The 16,604-nt window shown below is 62.4% G+C and carries 14 protein-coding genes; 11 read left to right on the top strand and 3 right to left on the bottom strand.

All coding sequences use genetic code 11. From position 1 onward, the window contains the following. Nucleotides 1-27: 27 nt before the first annotated feature. Nucleotides 28-996 (bottom strand): GlxA family transcriptional regulator, encoded by a 969-nt coding sequence (locus tag ACI512_RS13800; RefSeq protein ID WP_231808850.1) that lies wholly within the window; start codon nucleotides 994-996, stop codon nucleotides 28-30. A 90-nt stretch (nucleotides 997-1,086) separates the two neighbouring features. Between ACI512_RS13800 and ACI512_RS13795 the strand changes: the two genes are divergently transcribed. Next, nucleotides 1,087-1,767: a DJ-1/PfpI family protein gene (locus ACI512_RS13795; RefSeq protein WP_012723329.1), complete on the top strand. Its 681-nt coding sequence runs from the start codon at nucleotides 1,087-1,089 to the stop codon at nucleotides 1,765-1,767. A gap of 350 nt (nucleotides 1,768-2,117) precedes the next feature. Here ACI512_RS13795 and ACI512_RS13790 read toward each other — a convergent pair whose 3' ends face one another. Both ACI512_RS13790 and ACI512_RS13785 read right to left on the bottom strand, forming a co-directional pair. Continuing rightward, nucleotides 2,118-3,419 carry an IS4 family transposase gene (locus ACI512_RS13790; protein WP_082893840.1) on the bottom strand — a complete coding sequence of 434 codons (1,302 nt, stop codon included), beginning with the start codon at nucleotides 3,417-3,419 and terminating at the stop codon, nucleotides 2,118-2,120. A 367-nt stretch (nucleotides 3,420-3,786) separates the two neighbouring features. Then, nucleotides 3,787-4,416, bottom strand: coding sequence for a LysE family translocator (locus ACI512_RS13785; RefSeq protein WP_405121843.1), 630 nt, complete (start codon nucleotides 4,414-4,416; stop codon nucleotides 3,787-3,789). A 167-nt stretch (nucleotides 4,417-4,583) separates the two neighbouring features. On the opposite strand from ACI512_RS13785, the gene ACI512_RS13780 reads away from it, so the two are divergent. The 10 genes from ACI512_RS13780 (at nucleotide 4,584) to ACI512_RS13735 (ending at nucleotide 16,602) form a co-directional block, all read left to right on the top strand. Further along, nucleotides 4,584-4,706, top strand: coding sequence for a hypothetical protein (locus ACI512_RS13780; RefSeq protein WP_329616124.1), 123 nt, complete (start codon nucleotides 4,584-4,586; stop codon nucleotides 4,704-4,706). A gap of 442 nt (nucleotides 4,707-5,148) precedes the next feature. Then, entirely contained in the window at nucleotides 5,149-6,588 is a 1,440-nt protein-coding gene (locus ACI512_RS13775) for an undecaprenyl-phosphate glucose phosphotransferase (protein ID WP_012723327.1), read from the top strand. Continuing rightward, a complete protein-coding gene (locus tag ACI512_RS13770) occupies nucleotides 6,588-8,048 on the top strand; it encodes a mannose-1-phosphate guanylyltransferase/mannose-6-phosphate isomerase (RefSeq protein ID WP_012723326.1) in 1,461 nt (486 codons plus the stop codon). The genes ACI512_RS13775 and ACI512_RS13770 overlap by 1 nt, the downstream gene beginning before the upstream one ends. Nucleotide 8,049: 1 nt before the next feature. Continuing rightward, on the top strand, nucleotides 8,050-8,961 hold the full coding sequence (locus tag ACI512_RS13765) for a glycosyltransferase family 2 protein (protein WP_012723325.1): 912 nt from the start codon (nucleotides 8,050-8,052) through the stop codon (nucleotides 8,959-8,961). A gap of 29 nt (nucleotides 8,962-8,990) precedes the next feature. After that, the gene (locus tag ACI512_RS13760; RefSeq protein WP_231808638.1) at nucleotides 8,991-9,767 is read left to right on the top strand and encodes a polysaccharide biosynthesis/export family protein; all 777 of its coding nucleotides are present in this window, start codon (nucleotides 8,991-8,993) and stop codon (nucleotides 9,765-9,767) included. 15 nt (nucleotides 9,768-9,782) lie between these two features. Beyond that, complete coding sequence (locus ACI512_RS13755; RefSeq protein ID WP_236380961.1) at nucleotides 9,783-11,774, top strand: exopolysaccharide transport family protein; 1,992 nt, start codon at nucleotides 9,783-9,785, stop codon at nucleotides 11,772-11,774. Further along, the gene (locus ACI512_RS13750; protein ID WP_231808640.1) at nucleotides 11,774-12,964 is read left to right on the top strand and encodes a glycosyltransferase; all 1,191 of its coding nucleotides are present in this window, start codon (nucleotides 11,774-11,776) and stop codon (nucleotides 12,962-12,964) included. The genes ACI512_RS13755 and ACI512_RS13750 overlap by 1 nt, the downstream gene beginning before the upstream one ends. Then, a complete protein-coding gene (locus ACI512_RS13745) occupies nucleotides 12,954-14,282 on the top strand; it encodes a GH39 family glycosyl hydrolase (RefSeq protein ID WP_236380962.1) in 1,329 nt (442 codons plus the stop codon). Before ACI512_RS13750 ends, ACI512_RS13745 begins: the two co-directional genes overlap by 11 nt. Before the next feature lie 8 nt (nucleotides 14,283-14,290). Next, entirely contained in the window at nucleotides 14,291-15,508 is a 1,218-nt protein-coding gene (locus ACI512_RS13740) for a glycosyltransferase family 4 protein (RefSeq protein WP_064052980.1), read from the top strand. Next, entirely contained in the window at nucleotides 15,499-16,602 is a 1,104-nt protein-coding gene (locus tag ACI512_RS13735) for a glycosyltransferase family 1 protein (protein ID WP_236380964.1), read from the top strand. The genes ACI512_RS13740 and ACI512_RS13735 overlap by 10 nt, the downstream gene beginning before the upstream one ends. The last annotated feature ends 2 nt before the right edge of the window (nucleotides 16,603-16,604 follow it).

Genomic DNA, 16,604 nt, shown 5'->3' with positions numbered 1-16,604 from the left:
CCTTGATCCCACTGTGTACGTTTTCGTTCAAGCCGGCTGACAAAAGCGCTCGCGGTAGGCCTGGGGCGTCACGTCCAGCGCGCGCAGGAAGCTGCGCCGCAACGTCTCTTCACAGCCAAACCCGCACTGCACAGCGATGCGTTTGATCGACGCCGTGCTGTCGGCCAGTTGTCGGCGCGCGGTTTCGACGCGGATCAATTCGACGGCACGCGCCGGAGTCTGGCCGGTTTCGGCGCGGTAATGGCGCACGAAGCTGCGCTCGCTCATGCCCGCTTGCGCGGCCAGGGTGGGAATATTCAGGTCCAACGTCAGGTTTTCGGCCATCCAGGCGTGGAGCTCGGCGAAACGGTTGTCATCTTTTTGCAGGGACAGCGTCACGCTGAATTGCGACTGGCCACCGGGGCGCTTGAGGAACACCACCAGGTGCCGGGCCACTTCCAGGGCCACGGCGCGGCCCAGGTCTTCTTCCACCAGCGCCAGGCACAGGTCGATGCCGGCGGTGACACCGGCGGAGGTCCAGACGGCGCCCTGCTGGATGAAAATCGGGTTGGACTCCACCGTCAACGAGGGGAACTTGCGCGCCAGCTCTTCGCAACGCGTCCAGTGGGTGGCCACGCGGCAACCGTCGAGCAGGCCACTGGCGGCCAGCAGGAAGGCGCCGGTGCACACCGACGCCATGCGCCGCGTGTGCTCGGCTTTTTCCCGCACCCAATCGACCAGCGCCGGGTCTTCGGCGGCGCCGTATACACCCCAGCCCCCTGCGATCACCAGCGTGTCGCACGGCGTATCGACGGCAGGCAGCGGCTCGGCCACCAGCGCCAGACCGGCGGAAGTCATCACCGGCTGCGCCTGCGCGGCGATCACCGAGACGGCATACGGCAAGGGCTCGCCGCGCTGGCGCGCCAGGTCATTGGTGGAGGCGAACACTTGCAGCGGCCCGGTGACATCGAGCACTTGGGCGTTATCGAAAGCGAGTACGTGGACGATTCGAGGCATGATTGGCGTGATTCGTGGGCTCAATGGCGTATTCGCCAAAGCCTAGGCCTCTAGAGTGAAGCCGTCCACCCCTTTGACGGAGCTTCATTCATGACCTTGCAGATCGGCTTTCTGTTGTTCCCCGGCATCCAGCAGCTGGACCTCACCGGCCCTTATGACGTACTGGGTTCATTGCCGGATGTGAAACTGCACTTGGTGTGGAAAGACCTGGAACCCGTCACCTCCAGCACCGGCCTGGTGTTCACCCCAACCATGACCTATGCCGAGTGCCCACGCCTGGATGTGATCTGCGTGCCCGGCGGTTCCGGCGTGGGCGCACTGATGGAAGACCCGCAGACCCTGGACTTCCTCAAGGCCCAGGCGCAAACCGCGCGCTACGTGACCTCGGTGTGCACCGGCTCGCTGGTACTGGGCGCGGCGGGTTTGCTGCGTGGCCGCCAGGCGACGACACACTGGGCCTACCACGACATGCTCGCCCCGCTCGGCGCCATCCCCGTGCAGGCACGCGTGGTGCGTGACGGCAACCTGCTGACCGGCGGCGGCATCACCGCCGGCATCGACTTCGCCCTGAGCCTGGCGGCCGAGCTGTACAGCGAAGCGGCGGCGCAGCTGGTGCAATTGCAGATCGAATACGCGCCGGCGCCCCCCTTCAACTCCGGCCGCCCGGACACCGCGCCCCAGCACGTGCTGGAAGAAGCCAACAAGCGCACCACCGAATCGCGCAGGGTGCGCGGCGAGATCGTCGCACGCGCGGCTGCACGGTTAGGCTGATTCTGCAAAACACCTACAAGCGCCGACTCGCCGGCGATAACCCCAGGTACCCACACGCAGCCCACGCTAACCACGATGCGAAGCGAGCCGCTCTTGATCTTGATCTAGCTTTTGATCTCAGGCGCCCCGTCAAACACGCTGGCCGGAATTCGACAGGGATTTGGGGGGTAAACCGGCAGGGATGCCGGTTTAGCCGCCCCGCGCCATGGATGGCGCGTGGCGGCGGCCCCCCAAATACCTGTCGGATTACGGGCACACCGAGCGTGAGCGAGGTGCCGAGTGTTGGGGGCGTGGCCTTTTGGTTACTTTTGGGCCTTTCCAAAAGTGACCCGCCGTAAGGGCCATCCCTTTCAAGGTCTTTTCGTTTTGGCAGCCTTGATTACCCGGTCGGTTGAAACATGTGCATGTACCGCAGTGCCTTGGACCCATGTTTTGGGCTTAGGCACCTTGGGGCCGCGGGGGCTTTTCGCCACTTGTTTTGGTTGGATGTTTCTAGCCAGCTCCAGTAAGCGCCGGGCCAGTTTTTCCAGAGCAATGACGGGAAGATGTTCCGAGGGCAGCGCAATCTGCATTCCCTCATAACCACTTCTAACCTGAATCGCCAAGTGATAGATCGAGGCCTCCCATCCTTCAGGCTGGGTACCCCGATGAGCTTGCTCGACGCTTCGTTTGAGGACGGCCAGGACGTTGTAGGCCAATACCGCAGTAGCGAACCCGAGTAAGGCGGCCTTTGGGCTGCCAAGGGTTTCGATTTCACTTTCCAGGATTGCTTCCAGTCGCTGGAACATACCTTCAATGCTCCAGCGGCGGCGATAGAGTTCGGCGATCTGCTGTGCACTGACGCTCTGGGGGAGATTGCTCCAGAACATCAAGCTGCTGTCACCCGAGTCCGTTGGGGAATGAAGGGTCAGTTCGACACGCCGGCATTGGTAACCGCCTCTGACCTGAATTATCTGCTCACGCACAGTGCCTGTTTCCACAGGCACTGGCTCTTGCCACTCACCCTCTTGAATCAAGCGTGGATGCTTGGCTTGCTGACGAATGACAAAGGAGGTTTGGACCTGCTCACAAGCCTCCATAACCGGGAGCGTGCAATAGAGTCGATCAGCCAGCCACACTTGGCCTGGCTCGGCATTGGCCAATAGAGGCAGCACACAAACGCGCTCGCTTGCATAGGCATCCTCACACGCCTGAAGGTCGATGACCTGATCCAGGTCGGGGTCGTAGGCCACCACCGAAAAACCGGGACGAGCAGCGCCGCGCTCCTGACGTAAAGCCCCCAAGCGTTTCTCAGTGGATGCCAAGTGATTACCGTCCACTACCCGAACTTGCCAACCCGGCAGCATCGCCGTGCAGCCCAGCTCTCTGATGGTTGGAGTCAGGCGCTGTGCACAGCCGGTAACCAGGGCACGCAACAGAGCAGGCTCGGTACGACTGATCTTGTCGTAAAGGGCCGCCAAGCTGACAGGAAGATCTTCCAGTTGCCGCGCGGCGGCGTGCAGGGATGGCTTCAAGCCCAATGAAACAAGGGACATCAGCTTGATGATGGTCGAGAACAGTAGCTCACGAGAATACTGCCGTTGCCGATGCTCCTCGAAAACCTGATCGACCCACTCAGGGGCAATAGCCTGTTCGAGCGCCAACTTGGCCATGACGCTCGCAGGTGCTTTTTTCTCGAAACGCGCTAGAACATCGGCCCACATCTTTCGGTACCCCTGAATGAAATTTCAGGGGATTTTACTAAAGACCTTGAAAGGGATGGCCGTAAGGGCGGAACCCATAGCAGCCGTGACCTAAATAACGGATATGTACCCGGTCTGACCCAACACCCACATAGCCCGCCAGGCCGCCTTCGCGGGCAAGCCCACTCCCACATTTTGATCGCGGTGCAACAGTCAGATTGCGGTCGGCCCGCGGGAGCAAGCTCCCTCGCCACAGGTCCACGGTGAACCTCACACACCGAGGTGCCCACATCGCACGCTAGCCAGCTCCCACATTTGGCTAAGCCGTGCTCTCAAGTCACGCAGGCCGAGACATCACCGCCAAACGCACCGCCAGTAACGTCAGCACCGTCGCCAAGCCCCATTTCTGTAGCCAGGCGCCTTCTGAGCGACCAGCAAAAAACCGCCTCAGCGCCCCCCCAAAAATACCCAGCAGCACATGAAATACAGCTGCAATCAAGGTCAACACCCCCCCAAGCACCATCAACTGCACCGCAATGGCCCCTGCTTCCGGACGTACAAACTGCGGCAAAAACACCACAAAAAACAACAACGCCTTGGGGTTGAGCAGGCTATTAAGCATGGCCTGCAGAAACACCCGGCCCAAGGGCACGCGGTTGATGTGCGCCGCGTCCGACCCAGGGCTTTTCTGCAAGGTCTTGAACACCAGCCACAACAGGTAGACCACCCCCGCATACCGAATCACGTCAAAGGATGGCGGCCAACTGGCAACCAACGCCGTCACCCCAGTAGCGGTCAAGGCCGTCAACAGCACGTCGGCCACGCCGATACCCAGGGCCGATGCCATCCCCCCGCGCCAACCGTGGGTGACGCCATGGCTGATCACAAAGGCCATGTTCGGCCCCGGGGACAACAGCAACAACAGCACAGCACCGGAAAAAACCGCCAGGGTCGCCAGGTCGATCATGCTCAAGCCTTCCACCGGGAAAAGCCTGCAGATTAGTCCGTGCACCCAGGGCGGACAAAAAATTGTGCTGGATACATTGCGCTGCGGCACTTGCGAAGGGTTACGCCCAACGACCATGTGGTGCGAAACATTATCAATTAAGACGGCTGCGCCAGGATGCCTGGACCATGGCACTCAACAGCAACAATTTGTTCGACAAAAGCTATTACAACACGGTCGGCAACGCCTCCTGGGGCAACTTCTACGGTGAACCACGCAATTTTACAGTGAGTTTGAAAGGCAACTTCTGATCCGGCGAAAGCCCCGGTGGCAGGGCACTAAGTGCGCACTGCCACACCCTCTTTGTCCCCCCTTTCTACCTCGTTTTGAAAAAGGTTTTGCCTTTAAGCAGGCAAAATCCTGCATTTGTTCCTACACTCAAAAACACACCCAATGACTGAGTGTCCAGACAAGGAACGTCAATAAAATGCCTCAAAAAATACCGGTTAACCTATCTAGCACGCCACTCCCGCATCATCGTCAATTCGTTGACTAAGCACATAAGGAACACTCCTTTAGTCACTACCCCCGCAAGATCAATTCAAATGGATAGTTGTTTTTGAATCATGCATTTGAATTGGAAAGTTGCGTATTACCCAGAGTAGTCGTTCGGCCTACGTTCTAAAGCGGCTCGCCGCCTTATTGAGCCAATAGCCGAACAGTGGAATCTGGAGTGCAATGAGGGATGTTTATATGCGAGATAAGTCGTCCGTCGACAGCCTGTTTTTAACGCGCGCCGGTTTTGTTGAGTTCTTTGTTGTATTCGTCAAGTTGATCCACGGCCTGAGTGCCATTTTACCCCCACTGGTCCTGGTGTTCGTCCTGGACCCGTTGGACCCCGAGCTGCGCGCCCACTTCCTGGGCCTGCTGGTTTTTTTCGCGGTCCTGACCATTATTCTGTTCCAGGCCCTGGGCATCTATTCCGAGGAATTGTTCAGCAACCGCCTGCGCCTGAAAATCAAGATCAAGGCCTGGACCGCGGCGTTTTGCATTCTGTTGTTCATGTACCAGATCCTGCAGTTTTTCCCGCAATTGACCCCGCGTAACCTGGTGGTCTGGTACATCGCCAGCCTGGGCTTGTTTTGCCTTGAGCGCCTGGTGATGCTGCGCCTGTACAGCCGGCTGATGCGCGCCGGCAAATACCTGCAACGCACGGTGATCCTGGGGTTTACCGACACCGCCGTGCATGTCGCCGATCACCTGCAGCGCAACGGTGATATCCGCTCTGGGTTGGTGGGGTTTATCGACGACCGCACCGAGCGCATTCCCAAGGAACTGAGCAACCTGCCCCTGCTGGGCAACACCCGTGACCTGGAAAAGCTGATCCGCGCCGAGCAGGTCAATCAGGTGATGATCTGCCTGCCCTGGGCCGCCGAGCAGCGCATCCACGGGCTGGTCAACCGCCTGCGGCAGCTGTCGGTGAATGTCATGCTGGTGCCGGACATGGCTGCCCTGCGCTACGGCCATAGCAAGATCACCGATGTGGGCGGCATCTTGATGTTCAACACCTCGCAGTTGCCGCTGCGCGGCTGGTCGCCGGTGATCAAACGCTGTGAGGACTTACTGTTGGCCAGCCTGGCGCTGGTGTGCCTGTCACCAGTGATGCTGGCGACGGCGATTGCGATCAAGCTCGACTCCAAGGGCCCGGTGCTGTTTCGCCAGAACCGCTATGGCTACAACGACAACGAAATCCGCGTGTTCAAATTCCGCTCGATGTACACCGACCAGAGCGACTTCACCGCCGAACGCCAGACCACCCGCGAAGATCCGCGCATCACCCGCGTGGGCCGCATCATCCGCAAGACCAGCATCGACGAGCTGCCACAGCTGTTCAACGTGCTGCTGGGCAACATGTCCATGGTCGGCCCGCGCCCGCATGCCACCGCGACCAAGGCGGCAGGCGTTCCCTTCGAGGTGGCGGTGAGCGAATACAGCTCACGGCACCGGGTAAAACCAGGTATCACCGGCTGGGCGCAGATCAATGGTTACCGGGGCGAGACCGACACCCTGTTCAAGATCCAGAAACGTGTCGAGTACGACTTGGAGTACATCTCCAAGTGGTCGGTGTGGTTTGACTTGTACATCGTCTTCATGACGGTCCCCGCCGTCCTTTCCACCAAGGAAGTGTATTGATGAACACACTCAACGGATTAATTCCCTGCATCATTTCCGGTGGTTCGGGCACGCGGCTGTGGCCGGTATCGCGGCAGAACATGCCCAAGCCGTTCATGCGCATGCGCGATGGCCAGAGCCTGCTGCAGAAAACCTTCCAGCGCGCGGCCAAACTGCCCGGCGTGGAAAGCGTGTTGACGGTGACCAACCGCGACCTGCTGTTCCGCACCCTGGATGACTACCGCCTGGTCAACAAGGCCCATCTGCCACTGGACCTGCTGCTGGAACCGTTCGGGCGTAATACGGCAGCGGCGATTGCCGTGGCGGCGCTGCATGTGCAGGAACATTTCGGTGGTGAGGCGCAGTTGCTGGTGATGCCCGCCGACCATCTGATCCTCAATGAAGTGGCGTTCGCCGAGGCCGTGGCCCAGGCCCGCGACCTCGCCGAAGCCGGCTACCTGGTGACCTTCGGCATCCAGCCCGATCACGCGGAAACCGGCTTTGGCTATATCGAACAGGGCGAGCCGCTGAGCACCGGCAACCGGGTCAAGCGCTTCGTGGAAAAACCCGACTTGGCCACGGCCCAGGGCTACCTCGACGGCGGCAAGCACCTGTGGAACGCCGGCATGTTCTGCTTCAAGGCCAGCACCCTGGTGGAGGAACTCGCCGCCCACGCCCCCGACGTGCTGGAATCCGCCCGCGCCGCGCTGGACCACAGCCAGAGCCTGCAAAACAAAACCTCACGCCAGCGTGAACTCGACTCGGAAGCATTCGGCAGTGCGCCGGATGTGTCCATCGACGTGGCGCTGATGGAGAAGTCCAAGCAAGTCGCCGTGGTGCCCTGCGATATCGGCTGGAGCGATATCGGCTCGTGGGAGGCCCTGCGCCAGCTCACCCCCAGCGATGCGCATGGCAACCAGGTCAATGGCGAAGCGATTTTGCATGACGTGCACAACTGCTACATCGACTCGCCCAAGCGCGTACTCGGCGCCGTGGGCGTGCGCGACCTGATCATCGTCGACACCCCCGATGCGCTATTGATCGCCGACGCCCACCGCAGCCAGGACGTGCGCTACATCGTTGCCGAGCTCAAGCGTCAGAACCATCCGGCGTACAGCCTGCACCGCACCGTCACACGGCCGTGGGGCACCTACACCGTGCTGGAGGAAAGCAGTCGCTTCAAGATCAAGCGCATCGTGGTCAAGCCCCAGGCGTCGTTGTCGCTGCAAATGCATCACCACCGCAGCGAACACTGGGTGGTGGTCAGCGGCGCGGCGCAGATCACCAACGGCGAGCGTGAGTTTTTGATCAACGCCAACGAGTCCACCTACATCCCGGCCGGGCACAAACACCGGCTGACCAACCCCGGCATCATCGACCTGGTGATGATCGAGGTGCAGAGCGGCGAGTACCTGGGCGAGGACGACATCGTGCGCTTCGACGACATCTACGGGCGCGCCCCGGCAGACGTGAAAAAATGACATGCGCACCTCACTGATCATCCCGACCCGTAACGCCTCCAGCCACCTGGCCCGCTTGCTGCCGGCGCTGAAGATGCAAACCCTGCAACCTGACGAAACGCTGGTGGTGGACAGCGCCTCCAGCGATGACACCGTGGCGCGCTTTCGCGCGTTTGGTGCACGGGTCGAGGTGATCGACGCGCGCGACTTCAACCACGGCGGCACCCGGCGCTGGGCCAGCGAACAGGTGAGCGGCGACGCGTTGATCGTGATGACCCAGGACGCGATCCCCGCCACCCCGGAAACCTTCGCCAACCTGCTCGCGGAGTTGCAGCAGGACCCACTCAACGGCGTGGCCTACGGGCGCCAGTTGCCCCACCCCGATGCGGGAGTGCTGGGCGCGCAATCGCGGCACTTCAACTACCCGGAACAGAGCCGCAGCAAAAGCCTGGCCGATGCGCCGGAACTGGGGATCAAGACCTGCTTCAGTTCCGACTCGTTTTCCGTGTACCGGCGCAGCGTGCTGCAAGCGGTGGGCGGTTTCCCCGCCGACGTGATCGGCAGCGAAGACGCTTTCGTGGCGGCGCGCATGCTGCTCGACGGCTACAAGGTGCGCTACGCCGCCACGGCGCTGGTGCATCACTCCCACGATTACAAGCTCATGGATGAGTTTCACCGCTACTTCGACATTGGTGTGTTCTATGGCCGCGAGCCGTGGATCAAGCAGGCCTTTGGCGATGCGGGGGGCGAAGGCAAGCGCTATGTGCTGGCCGAACTCGCAGCCTTGCGCAAGGCCGGCGCCTTGCACCGCGTCCCCGAAGTGCTGGTGCGCAGTGCGTTCAAACTGCTCGGCTATCGGCTGGGCCATCTGGAGCGTCGCCTCCCCCTCGCCCTCAAGCGGCGCATCAGCATGTTTCCCGGTTATTGGAGGTGAGCATCATGACCTACAGGAAGTCCCCCTTGATGAAACAAACCCTGCTCGTCTTGGCCATGATGGCCCTGGCCGCCTGCAATACACCGGCGCGCATCGTCCCGCCGGACAGCGACACCGTCGAGGCCGGCAAGCGCGCCCTCGACCAGCTTGCCCAGCTGCCACCGGCGGTGGAGCGCATCCGCATCGGCGACCAGTTGCGCATCGTGCGCGATGCCGGCGAGATGCCGACGCTGTCGGCGTTCAACGTCAGCACCATCTACGAGCTGACGCTGTACACCGTGCAGACCGACGGCAAGATCAACTACCCGTTCCTGGGGCCGATCCAGGTCGCCGGGCGCCAGCCTTCGGAGCTGGCCACGGAGCTGACCAGCAAGCTCGCCCCGGTGTACCGCGAGCCACGCGTGACGGTGAACATCAACCAGGCGCCCGCCAGTTCAATCATTGTCGGCGGCGCGGTGAACAACCCGACGGCGGTGCAAATCGCCACGGCCAACACCCTGGAGCAGGCGATTATCGGTGCCGGCGGGGTCAGCCCGGCAGGCAATGCCAGCATGGTCGCCCTGCTGCGCGAAGACGCCCAGGGCGCGTATCGCGCGTATTTCCTGGACTTCAGCCAACTGCTCAACACCGGCCCCAATGGCCGCAAACCCGTGCACCTGCAACGTGGCGATGTGGTGTTCGTGCCCAAGTCGAACGTGGGCGAGCGGATCCAAGGGGTGGACACCTACATGAACCAACTGATCCCGTTCACCAAGTCCATTGGGGTTGGCTACAACTACACCCGAACCAGCGGCGGCAACAACTAAAGGAGCGACATCCCAATGATCGAGATCCGTTCTTTTCGTGATCTTCTGCGCTTGTTCTTCATCTTCCGGCACGAGTTCAAACTGGCGGCGATTGCCGCGCTGGTGATCATCCTGCTGGGGGCGTTCCTGCTGCCGGCCAAGTACGAATCCACTGCGCGGCTGTTGGTGAAACCGGGGCGTGATTCGACCCTGCCGATCGAGATCAGCAACCGCCAGGCGCTGGTGATGCCCAGCACCCAGCGTGACCCGATTGTCGACGAGGAGCGTTTGCTCACCGGTCGCCCCATCGTGCGCGCAGTGGCTGAACATTACCTGGAAGTGATCGACAACGCGCCGCCGCCGGAAGGCTTCTGGAAGCGCACCAAATACTACGTCAAGAGCGGCGTGGGGGCGGTGTTCGACGGCATCCGCGTGGTGCTGGAAACCGTCGGTGTGGTTGAGAAAACCACCCCGGTGGAACGCCTGGCTGCCGGCCTTGAAAAAAACTTTGAGGTGAGCCACGCCGCCGGTTCCACGGTGATGGACATCAGCTTCAAGTGGGGCGACCCGGAGATCGCCCAGGCGGTGGTCAAGGATTGGGTCGAAACCTACATCAACGAACGCACCCAGGCCCTGGGCCGCAAGAGCCTGTACGCCTTCTACGAAGGCCAGGCGGCCAACAGCGCCACTGAGATCAAGAGCTACAAGCAGCAGATCCTCATCCACCTGAATGAGATCGGCGCAGCCAGCATCACCGACCGTTTGGAAGACCTGTCCGAGCGCATCAACGTGCTGCGCGGCGAGACCTTCAACACCACGCGACTGATCGCTTCGTCCGACAGCGCCATCCAGAGCACGCGCGGCCAGCTAAAGGGCCAGCCCAAGGAAGTCACCACGGTGCGCCAGATCGCACTGAACCCGCAGCAGCAGGATTTGCGTCGCCTGCTTAACCAGAAGCTGCTGGAAAAGGCCGACATGATGCGCACCTACACCGACAACGCGCCGCCGGTCAAAGCCCTGGATGCGTCGATTCGTGCGATGCAGGTGCAAGTCAACAGCGAGAGCAACACGGTGCAAGCCTCGGAGAACCGTGCGCCGAACACCCTGGAGATCCACTTGCAGCGCGTGCTGCTGGACGAAACCAGCAACAACCAGGCGCTGCGTACCCAACTGGTCCAACAGCAAAAACAACTGCTGAACCTCGAAGCGGAACGCAAGCAAGCCCTGGAAATCGAACCCGAACTGGCGCGCCTCTCCCGCGAGCTGAACACCACCGAGCGCAACTACGCGCTGTACGTGGACAACCTGGAAAAATCGCGCATCGACCGCGAGCTGGACAACAGCCAGATCAGCAACATCGCCGTGATCGAAGAAGCCACCCTGAACCCGGGCCGGATCTTCCCGAAAACCCTGGTGATGCTGTTCCTGGCGATCCCATTTGCCATCGTCGTCGGCTTGCTGGTGATCTACCTGTGCTACTTGCTCGACCAGCGCATTCACGACGGTGGCCTGGTGGAACGCAAGTTCGGCCTGCCGCTGTGGACCACCCTGCCGGAGCTGGACACCACCACCGCGCAAAGCGCCAACGCGTTCAATGCGAGCATCTACCGGCTGTACAGTTTGCTGCAGCCCGACCGCATCGCCGAAGAGGGCCTGGTGCTGGGGCTGACGTCGGCACGCCACGGCGAAGGGGTGACCTTTGTGGTCGAGCAACTGCGCCAACTGCTGCGTGAGAATGGCGTCAATGTGCGCGTGGGCGGGTTGGAGCCGGCTGCACCGGGTGAAGTGGTGCTGCTGGACGCCTCGGCCCTGCTGGACAACCGCGAAGCGTTTATCGCGCTGCGCCGCGCCGACCTGATCGGGCTGGTGGTGGAAGCGCGCAAAAGTACCGTACCGGTGGTCGAGCATGCGCTGTCGATCCTCAACACCGCGTTCGGCAAGGTGGACGGCATCATCATCAATCGGCGCAAGTTCGAAGTGCCGAGCAAGGTGCTGCAGACCATCGGTAAATACCGGGGGGCGTTCTGATGCGGATCGCCCTGCTCGCACCCTTGCCGCCGGAGAAAAACGGGATCGCCGACTACGCGAACCATTTCCGCACGGCCTTGGAACACCTTGGTGTGACGGTGCTGACGCCGTTGGCCGGTGTCGCGGGCAACTCCGAGGCGATCCAGCCAGCCATCCGCGCGTTCGACTGGCAAGCCGTCGACCTGGTACACGCCGAGCTGGGCGGTGGGCGGCTGGGGGAATTCCTGGCCTTGCGTGAACTGCGCAAGGCGTACCCCCGATTGCCATTGACGGCCACCGTGCATGACCCGGAGCGCATGGTGTGGCGGCGTGAGCACCTGCCGTTTCCGCTGAACCTGCTGGAGCGCCTGCCCAGCCCGTTGCCCCAGGCCGCCGTGGTGCTGGCCGACCCCCTGACCTTGCGCGAAGAACGCCAGGTTGCCAAGGGGCTGACCCGGCTGGTGACCCTCACCCGCCTGGGCGCCGACTGCCTGAGCCAGCGCATGCAATTGCCTGCCGGCAAAGTGGCGGTGATCAACCACGCCAACCTCGCCGTTCCACCGGCACTGTTGCCGTCGCTCGACACGCTGCACCTGCTGTACTTTGGGTTTATTTACCGTGGCAAAGGCATCGAAGATCTGGTGCAGGCCCTGGCGGATGTGTTCAAGCAAGCCCCCGAATTGCGCGACCGCGTGCGCCTGACCCTGGCCGGTGGCACCGCCGCGGAAATGGCGTTTGGCGCGGGCGGTAACTACCTGGAGCAGTTGACCGCGCAGATCGCCGCGCTGGGCCTGACCGGTTGCATCGACTGGCGGCTGAACCTGCCCGCCGATGAAATTGCCCAGACCATCCAGGCGCACCATGTGATGGTACTGCCGTATCGCGAATCGAAAAAACTCGGCCTGCTGGGGCGCCAGCGCGGCACCAGCGGCGCGTTGTCCTGGGCCACCGCCTGCGGGCGCGGCGCGATCACCTCCGATGCGCGCGCGTTCGCCGAGGAAGTCGCCAGCGGCAACGGTGCGATCTACCCCGAAGGTGATGTGGCCGCGCTCAGCGAACAGCTGTTACGCCTGGCACGCACGCCGCTATTGGCCAGGGACTGGGCCGAACGCGCCGGGGAGATTGGCCGCGAACGTCTTTGGCCGTTGACGGCGCAGAAATTCAAGCAGCTCTTCGAAGAAGCCATTGCAGGGTCGACCTATGGCACGTAAACGCACCTACCTTGCCACCTTCGCGGTGGTCGCGGCCCTGGGCCTCAGCGCATTTTTGTGGGGTCGCCAGGCGGACGCCGAAAGCCATGTGCTCAAGGGCAGCAAGGAGGTGGTGTGGAAGGATTTCCTGGGGGTGAACGCGCAGTTCTTGTGGTTCAGCCCCGAGCGCTACCAGAAGCAGATCGACCGTCTCAAGGCCCTGGGCCTGGAGTGGGTACGCCTGGATTTGCACTGGGATCAGCTGGAGACCGCGCAGAATCAATACAAGCTCGCCACCCTCGATGAACTGGTAGGCAAGCTGCAACAGAACCAAATCAAGTCGGTGTTTTACCTGGTTGGTTCGGCGCGTTTTATCACCAGTGCCCCGCCGCTGTCGATGTACCCGGACCAGTACCCACCGAAAGACCCCAACGTGTTCGCCAACCGCATGGCGTTGCTGTCCCAGCGCTATCCCAGCGTCGATGCCTGGCAAGTCTGGAACGAACCGAACCTGCTGGGTTTCTGGCGCCCGGCGGCAGACCCGGCGGGTTACGCCAAACTGCTCACCGCCACCACCCAAGCGTTGCGGGTGGTAAACCCGAACAAGCCCGTGGTGGCCGCCGGCATGGCGTTTTTCAGCGAAATGCCCAATGGCCAGACCATGTTCGACGCGTTGGGCGCGCTGGGCGTGGCCAGCCTGAATACGGTGGTGTCCTATCACCCCTACACCCAATTGCCCGAAGGCAACGACCCGGCCAACCTGGACTTCATCGCCAAGACCACCCAGCTCAACCAGGCCCTGCGCAACGGCGGCGTGAACACCCTGTGGAGCACCGAGTGGGGCTGGTCAACCTACAAGGGGCCCAAAGACGCCCAGGACATCATCACGCCCCAGGCACAGGCCGACTACGTGGTTCGCCGCCTGGCGCTGATGAGTGCGATGGATTACGACAAGATCTTCCTGTTCACCTTGAGCGACCTGGACCAGCGCGCCAGCATCCGTGATCAGTCCTATGGCTTGTTGGATATCGACACTAACCCCAAGCCCGTCTACACCGCATTGAAGAATTTCCTCGACGTCAGCGGACCGAAGCTCACGCCGGGCGATCCGCCGGTGGCCGACCAACTGCCGGGCGGCCTGTTCAGCATCGGCTGGACCCGCGCCGACGGCCGCAAGCTGTGGTTTTTCTGGTCAGCCCAGGGTGGCAACGCGCACTTGCCGGGGCTGGCCAGCGCCACCCTGTACGACCCGCTGCGCGGCACACAAACGCCGGTGAGCGGTACCAATGGCCTGACCGTACCGGTCAAGTCGAACCTGCAAATTCTGTTATGGGAGTGAGGCCTGCCATGCGCATTCTGTGGATTTTGCCCTACTCACCCTGGCCCGCCACCAGCGGCGGCAAGACGCGCCAGTTCCATCTGCTGCGCAGCCTGGCCGCACGTGGGCACCAGATCACCCTGCTGCTGCAGGACAAACACCCGGTGTCACTCACCGACCGCAAGGTGCTGGAAGCGTTTCTCGAACAACTGATCATCCTGCCGCGCCGCCCGCTGCGCAGCGCCACAACGCTGCTGGCCGGGCTGTTCGCGCCCTACCCGCTGCTGGCCAGCGTGAATGGGCTGTCGGGTGAATTGCAGGACACTTTCAATTGGTTGCTGGGTGAGCGCTGGGACGTGGTGCAGATCGAGCACAGCTACAGCTTCCAGCCGTACGAAGCGGCGCTGGCGCGTAAATCCCAACCCTTTGTGCTGACGGAACACAACGTTGAATCAGCCCTTGGCGCCGCCACCTACGACCGCTTGCCGGGTTGGTCGCTGCCATTCATTCGCTACGATCAATGGCGCTACACCCGCTGGGAACGTCGCGTGATGCGCCAGGCCACGCAGGTGGTGGCAGTGACCGACAGCGATGCACAGACCCTGGCAAAGATCGCCGGCAAACCGGTGTCGGTGGTGGTCAACGGCGTGGACTGCGACCACTTCGCTGCCGCCCGCCCTGACCCGTCGGCACGCCGCGTGCTGTTCCTCGGCAATTATGAATACGCCCCCAACGTGGACGCCATCGAGTGGGCCCTGGACGAGATCCTGCCCAAGGTCTGGGAGCGTTGCCCGGACGCGCGCATGAGCGTGTGCGGCTTCGGCATGCCCGACAGCTGGCGGGAACGCTGGCAGGACCCGCGCATTGAGTGGCAGGGGTTTGTGCCCAACCTGCTGAGCCTGCAATCGAGTTCCTCGGTGTTTCTGGCGCCGTTGCGCCATGGCGGCGGTTCCAAGCTCAAGGTGCTCGAAGCGCTGGCGGCCGGCTTGCCGCTGGCGAGTACCGAGCAAGGTGTATCGGGGCTGGACCTGGTGGAAGGCCTGGACTACCTCGGCGGCCAAACCGCCGCCAAGCTGGCGGATGCCGTGGTGCGCCTGCTGCAATTTCCCGATGCCGCCGCGCCCATGGGCGAAGCCGGCCGCGCCTATGTGCGTCGCGCCCATGACTGGAGCGTCGCCGCCAGCCAACTGGAAACGGTGTACGCCGCCCTTTCACCGCAAAATCAAAAGGAGCCCGCATGCGTGTAGGCCTGGATTACCGCACCGTCGGCACCTCGCCGCAATCGGGCATCAGCCGCCAGGTGTACGCGCTGGAAAGCGCCCTGCACAGCTTGCCGGGCATTGAGCTTGAGCGGTTTACCGTGGCGCCCCTGGGCGATGAAACCCGCTTGCAGGCCCACTGCCCGGCCTGGGGCTGTGCCAAGACCGCCATGCACCAGCCGCAGAATCGCCTGCGTTTCGAGGCCGGTTTTCTACCGCGTGCCTTGCGTGAGCAGCATATCGATCTGTACATCAGCACCTTCAACATGGGCCTGCCCTTGCCGCCCAAGCCGAAGGGGCTGCGCACCGTGGTGCTGTTGCACGACCTGTTCCAGATCACCCTGAACAACTACCACGCCAACCGTTTGAAGGCGCTGATCTACAAGACCAGCGATCGCCTGTCGATTGCCTACGCGGTGCACAGCGCCGACCGGGTGTGGACGCCGTCGCAGTACAGCGCCGATGAAACCGCGCGGTTGTTCCCCAAGGCAGCCGGCAAGATTCGCGTGCTGCCCAACCAGGTCGATGGTTTTTCCGCACTGGCAGCGGACCTCAACGCACGGCAATTGCCCGAGCGCTATTGGTTGCTGGTGGGCACCCGCGAGCTGCGCAAGAACGTGCCGTTCCTGGTGGAGGCCTGGCAACAGGCGCGGCGTCAGTCCCCCACCGTGCCGGAGTTGGTGCTGGTGGGCAGCCTCGACCATCTGCCTGAAGCACAGCGCGCACTGCCGGGCATTCGCGCGCTGAGTGGCGTGTCGGATGCCGAACTGCACGCGCTGTACCGCCGGGCCTCCCGCTTGTGGCAACCGTCGTACGCCGAAGGCTTTGGCCTGCCGGTGATCGAAGCCCTGAGCGTCGGCACCCCGGTGGCGGTGGCCAGCGGCACGTCGCTGGATGAGATCACGCCACCGTCGGCACCGCGTTTTTCGCCCACCGATGGCCCGGCGTTGACGCAGTTGATGGTCAGCCTGAGCGAACAGGCCGATGAAGCATCGCCCGAGCAACACCGGCAATGGGCGGAACGCTTCAACCATCACGCTTATCAACGGCGCCTGGCCGAACTGATCAAGGAGCTGACGTGAAC

Source organism: Pseudomonas petroselini (assembly GCF_045037875.1).
Classification (GTDB): Bacteria; Pseudomonadota; Gammaproteobacteria; order Pseudomonadales; family Pseudomonadaceae; genus Aquipseudomonas; species Aquipseudomonas petroselini.
The sequence above is the reverse complement of the archived record's forward strand: the minus strand, read 5'-3'. Positions and strand labels throughout refer to the sequence as shown.

Bases quoted from the DNA above. Each gene is read 5' to 3' on its own strand.
- ACI512_RS13800 (WP_231808850.1), bottom strand. From the start codon at position 996: ATGCCTCGAATCGTCCACGTACTCGCTTTCGATAACGCCCAAGTGCTC.
- ACI512_RS13795 (WP_012723329.1), top strand. From the start codon at position 1,087: ATGACCTTGCAGATCGGCTTTCTGTTGTTCCCCGGCATCCAGCAGCTG.
- ACI512_RS13790 (WP_082893840.1), bottom strand. From the start codon at position 3,419: ATGGCCAAGTTGGCGCTCGAACAGGCTATTGCCCCTGAGTGGGTCGAT.
- ACI512_RS13785 (WP_405121843.1), bottom strand. From the start codon at position 4,416: ATGATCGACCTGGCGACCCTGGCGGTTTTTTCCGGTGCTGTGCTGTTG.
- ACI512_RS13780 (WP_329616124.1), top strand. From the start codon at position 4,584: ATGGCACTCAACAGCAACAATTTGTTCGACAAAAGCTATTACAACACG.
- ACI512_RS13775 (WP_012723327.1), top strand. From the start codon at position 5,149: ATGCGAGATAAGTCGTCCGTCGACAGCCTGTTTTTAACGCGCGCCGGT.
- ACI512_RS13770 (WP_012723326.1), top strand. From the start codon at position 6,588: ATGAACACACTCAACGGATTAATTCCCTGCATCATTTCCGGTGGTTCG.
- ACI512_RS13765 (WP_012723325.1), top strand. From the start codon at position 8,050: ATGCGCACCTCACTGATCATCCCGACCCGTAACGCCTCCAGCCACCTG.
- ACI512_RS13760 (WP_231808638.1), top strand. From the start codon at position 8,991: ATGAAACAAACCCTGCTCGTCTTGGCCATGATGGCCCTGGCCGCCTGC.
- ACI512_RS13755 (WP_236380961.1), top strand. From the start codon at position 9,783: ATGATCGAGATCCGTTCTTTTCGTGATCTTCTGCGCTTGTTCTTCATC.
- ACI512_RS13750 (WP_231808640.1), top strand. From the start codon at position 11,774: ATGCGGATCGCCCTGCTCGCACCCTTGCCGCCGGAGAAAAACGGGATC.
- ACI512_RS13745 (WP_236380962.1), top strand. From the start codon at position 12,954: ATGGCACGTAAACGCACCTACCTTGCCACCTTCGCGGTGGTCGCGGCC.
- ACI512_RS13740 (WP_064052980.1), top strand. From the start codon at position 14,291: ATGCGCATTCTGTGGATTTTGCCCTACTCACCCTGGCCCGCCACCAGC.
- ACI512_RS13735 (WP_236380964.1), top strand. From the start codon at position 15,499: ATGCGTGTAGGCCTGGATTACCGCACCGTCGGCACCTCGCCGCAATCG.